Below are 3,377 nucleotides of genomic sequence, written 5' to 3' on the forward strand. Positions count from 1 at the left end.
CGCCCCCCCGCAGGTCAGCAGGTCCGCAGGAGCCGGTCCAGGACGCGCACGCCGAACTTCAGGGACTCGACGGGCACACGCTCGTCGACACCGTGGAACATCCCGGAGAAGTCCAGGTCGGCGGGGAGCTGGAGCGGGGCGAACCCGTAGCCCGTGATGCCCAGGCGCGCGAGCGACTTGTTGTCGGTCCCGCCCGAGAGCGTGTACGGCAGGACCGTCGCGCCGGGGTCCTCGGCGTACAGGGACGCGATCATGGCGTCGACCAGGTCGCCCTCGAAAGGCACCTCGAGCGAGATGTCACGGTGGATGGGCTCGATGCGCACGTGCTCGCCCACGAGGCCCTCGATGACCGCGAACCCCTCGTCCTCGTGGCCCGGGAGCAGGCGCGCGTCGATCGCGGCCTCGGCCCGGCCAGGGATGACGTTGGCCTTGTAGCCCGCGCCGAGCTGGGTCGGGTTGGACGTGTGGCGCACGGTCGCGCCGACGAACCGCGAGGCGGGCCCGAGGGCCGCGACGAGCGCGTCGATGCTCGCCTCGTCGCGGGGGTCGTAGGGCAGGTCCGTGAGCTCGGCGACGCCACGAAGCAGCGCGTCGACGGTCGGGGTGATCGTGTAGGGCCACTGGTAGGCCCCGATGCGCGCGACCGCGGCCGCGAGGTGCGTCACGGCGTTGTCGGTGTTGACCTGCGAGCCGTGCCCGGCGCGACCGTCGGCGACGAGCTTCAGCCAGGCGATGCCCTTCTCGGCGGTCTGGAGCAGGTAGGCACGCTTGCCGTCGATGTCGACCGAGAAGCCGCCCACCTCGCTGATGGCCTCGGTCGCGCCCTCGAAGATCTCGGGGCGGTGGTCGACGGCCCAGCTCGCACCGTAGGTGCCGCCGGCCTCCTCGTCGGCGAAGAACGCGACGACGACGTCACGGGCGGGCTTGCGCCCCTCGCGGACCATCTGGCGCACGACCGCGAGGATCATCGCGTCCATGTCCTTCATGTCGACCGCGCCGCGCCCCCACAGGAGCCCGTCCTTCTCCTCGCCCGCGAACGGGTCGACCGACCAGTCGGCGGCCTGGGCGGGCACGACGTCGAGGTGACCGTGCAGGACGAGCGCGGGGCGTGTGGGGTCCTGCCCCGGCAGGCGCACGACGACGCTCGCGCGCCCCGGCGCGGACTCGAACAGCTCAGGGCTCAGCCCGACCTCGTGGAGCGAGGCCATCACGTACTCGGCCGCGGCTCGCTCGCCGGGTCCCGACCCGTCCCCGAAGTTCGAGGTGTCGATGCGCAGCAGGTCCTGGCAGATGCGCGCGACCTCCTGCTCGGCGGTCGGGTGGGTCTGCGGCGGGTTCGCGGGGTGGGCATGGGTCGTCATGGCCACACGGTACCCGCTGTCGCGGCACGCTCCGGGGCTTTCGGGGGGTGTCTCGCCCCGTGGGCACCCGTCCGACCGGGCTGTGGTCGGACCTCAGCCGTGGTCGCCGGTCGCGGCGTGGCCCCGGCCCCCCCGGGGGGGGCCCCCGCGGCCCCGTCCCACCGCGCGGCGCGGCGTCGGTGTGCCCGTCCCCGTGCCCGACGTCGTCGCTCACCCCCGGCAGCAGGTCCCCCGGGGCGGGGCGCCCCGCCGTCCCCGCGGCTGCCGACGGGTCCACGACCACGAACTGCCCCATCATCCCCTGGTCCTCGTGGCGGAGCAGGTGGCAGTGGAACATGTAGGGGCTGTCGGCGTCGGGGGTCGTGCCGAACGTGACCAGGAGCCGGGTGACCTTGCCAGGACGGACGTAGACGGTGTCCTGCCAGCCGCGGAGCTCGAGGGGCGGTGGTGTTCCCGAGACGTCGAGCACCTGGAACTGCGCGTCGTGGACGTGGAAGTTGTGCGGGGTGTCGTCGAGCCCCGTGACCTCCCAGACCTCGGTCGCCCCGGCGTCGACGACCTCGTCGATACGGCGCAGGTCCATGTCCTGGTCATTGATCGAGGTGCCGGAGAGCTCGAAGCGGCGGGTCGTGGTCGCGGCCGACTCGTCCGCGACGGGGAGGTGGTCCCCGAGCTCGGCCGGCACGGGGGCCGACGGCGCCAGCCCGTCCGCGGCCCGCAGCTCGAGGACGTCGAGCGTGTCGTCGCCGCCGGAGAACCGCGCCGTGAAGGGGTTCGCGCCGAGCTCCTGCGGGAAGCTGCGCAGCACGGTCCGCTCCCCCGGCGAGACCTCGACCACGACCTCGGCGCGGTCGCCCGGCGAGAGCTGGAGGCGATCGGTCGTGACCGGCTGGTCCAGGAGACCGCCGTCCGAGCCGACCACCTGAAAGTCGCGGCCGTCGTCGAACCCGAAGGCGTAGACGCGCGCGTTGGAGCCGTTGAGGATCCGCAGCAGGACCCGTTCGGTCGTGACGTCGAGGTAGGGGTTCGCGGTGCCGTTCACGAGGACCACCGAGCCCCGCACGCCCGTGCTCGACAGGAACGGGTCGGCGTCGTCGAGGCGGCCGTCGGCGTGGAACTTCTTGTCCTGGACGACGAGCGGGACGTCGTCGACGCCGTACACGTGCGGCAGCGCGTCCTGGACCGCGGCCTCGGGGGACCCCGGGGGCTCGTCGAGCAGGAACAGGCCGGCCAGGCCGCGGTACACGTGGTCGGCCGTGCGCCCGTGCAGGTGCGGGTGGTACCAGAGCGTCGCCGCAGGCTGGTCGATCGTCCAGGTCGGGGACCACGTCTGCCCCGGCGCGACCTGCTGGTGCGGGCCGCCGTCCATGACCGCGGGCAGCTTCATGCCGTGCCAGTGCAGCGTGCTGGTCTCGGTCATCGAGTTCGTGACGTCGATGCGTACCTGCTCGCCGCGCGAGGCGCGCAGCGTCGGGCCCAGGAACGAGCCGTTGACGCCGAGCGTCGGGGTCAGGCCGCCCTGCCCCAGGTCCGTCTGGCCCTCCTGCATGTCGAGCGTGAAGACCCGGACCCCGTCCTCGACGGTCGAGGCCGCGAGGGGCGGGATCGCGAGGGGCCGTGTGAAGTCGACCTCGCCGGCCGTCGAGGTCGCGCCGTTCGAGAAGGCCACGGCGACGCCGCCGGCGATCCCGCCAGCGACGAGGGCGACGAGCACCACCACGACGACGACCCAGCGGCGCCGACGGCGGGGCGCAGGCCCGACGGGACCCTCCGCCTCGGCGGTGGTCGCGGGGGCGACGGTGTCGTCGTCGGGGGTGGCGGTCATGTCGGTGCGAGGCTCCCAAGGTGACGGTGGTGCGGAGGCCGACGGGCGCCGCTGTCGTGCGGACGCCCCGGTGCGGCTCACCACAGGCTAGGCAGGGCCCGCCGTCGGGCACATCGGGGGTGTCCCCCACCCTGGCCCTGAACCGACCCTGGCCCGGACGGCCGAGCGCCGAGGTGGACCTGGGTCCACCT

The 3,377-nt window shown here is 73.7% G+C and carries 2 protein-coding genes; both read right to left on the bottom strand.

Going from position 1 to position 3,377, the window contains the following annotated elements; genetic code table 11:
• Window positions 1-14 precede the first annotated feature (14 nt).
• Window positions 15-1,292 carry a M20/M25/M40 family metallo-hydrolase gene (locus tag H9652_RS09425; protein WP_318244076.1) on the bottom strand — a complete coding sequence of 426 codons (1,278 nt, stop codon included), beginning with the start codon at window positions 1,290-1,292 and terminating at the stop codon, window positions 15-17.
• Entirely contained in the window at window positions 1,174-3,186 is a 2,013-nt protein-coding gene (locus tag H9652_RS09430) for a multicopper oxidase family protein (RefSeq protein WP_225227996.1), read from the bottom strand. The genes H9652_RS09425 and H9652_RS09430 overlap by 119 nt, the downstream gene beginning before the upstream one ends.
• Window positions 3,187-3,377: the final 191 nt, after the last annotated feature.

It is taken from the genome of Oerskovia rustica, from assembly GCF_014836555.1.
GTDB classification, from domain to species: domain Bacteria; phylum Actinomycetota; class Actinomycetes; order Actinomycetales; family Cellulomonadaceae; genus Oerskovia; species Oerskovia rustica.

Excerpts from the sequence above, each read along its gene's own strand:
- H9652_RS09430 (WP_225227996.1), bottom strand. The coding sequence starts at position 3,186 with ATGACCGCCACCCCCGACGACGACACCGTCGCCCCCGCGACCACCGCC.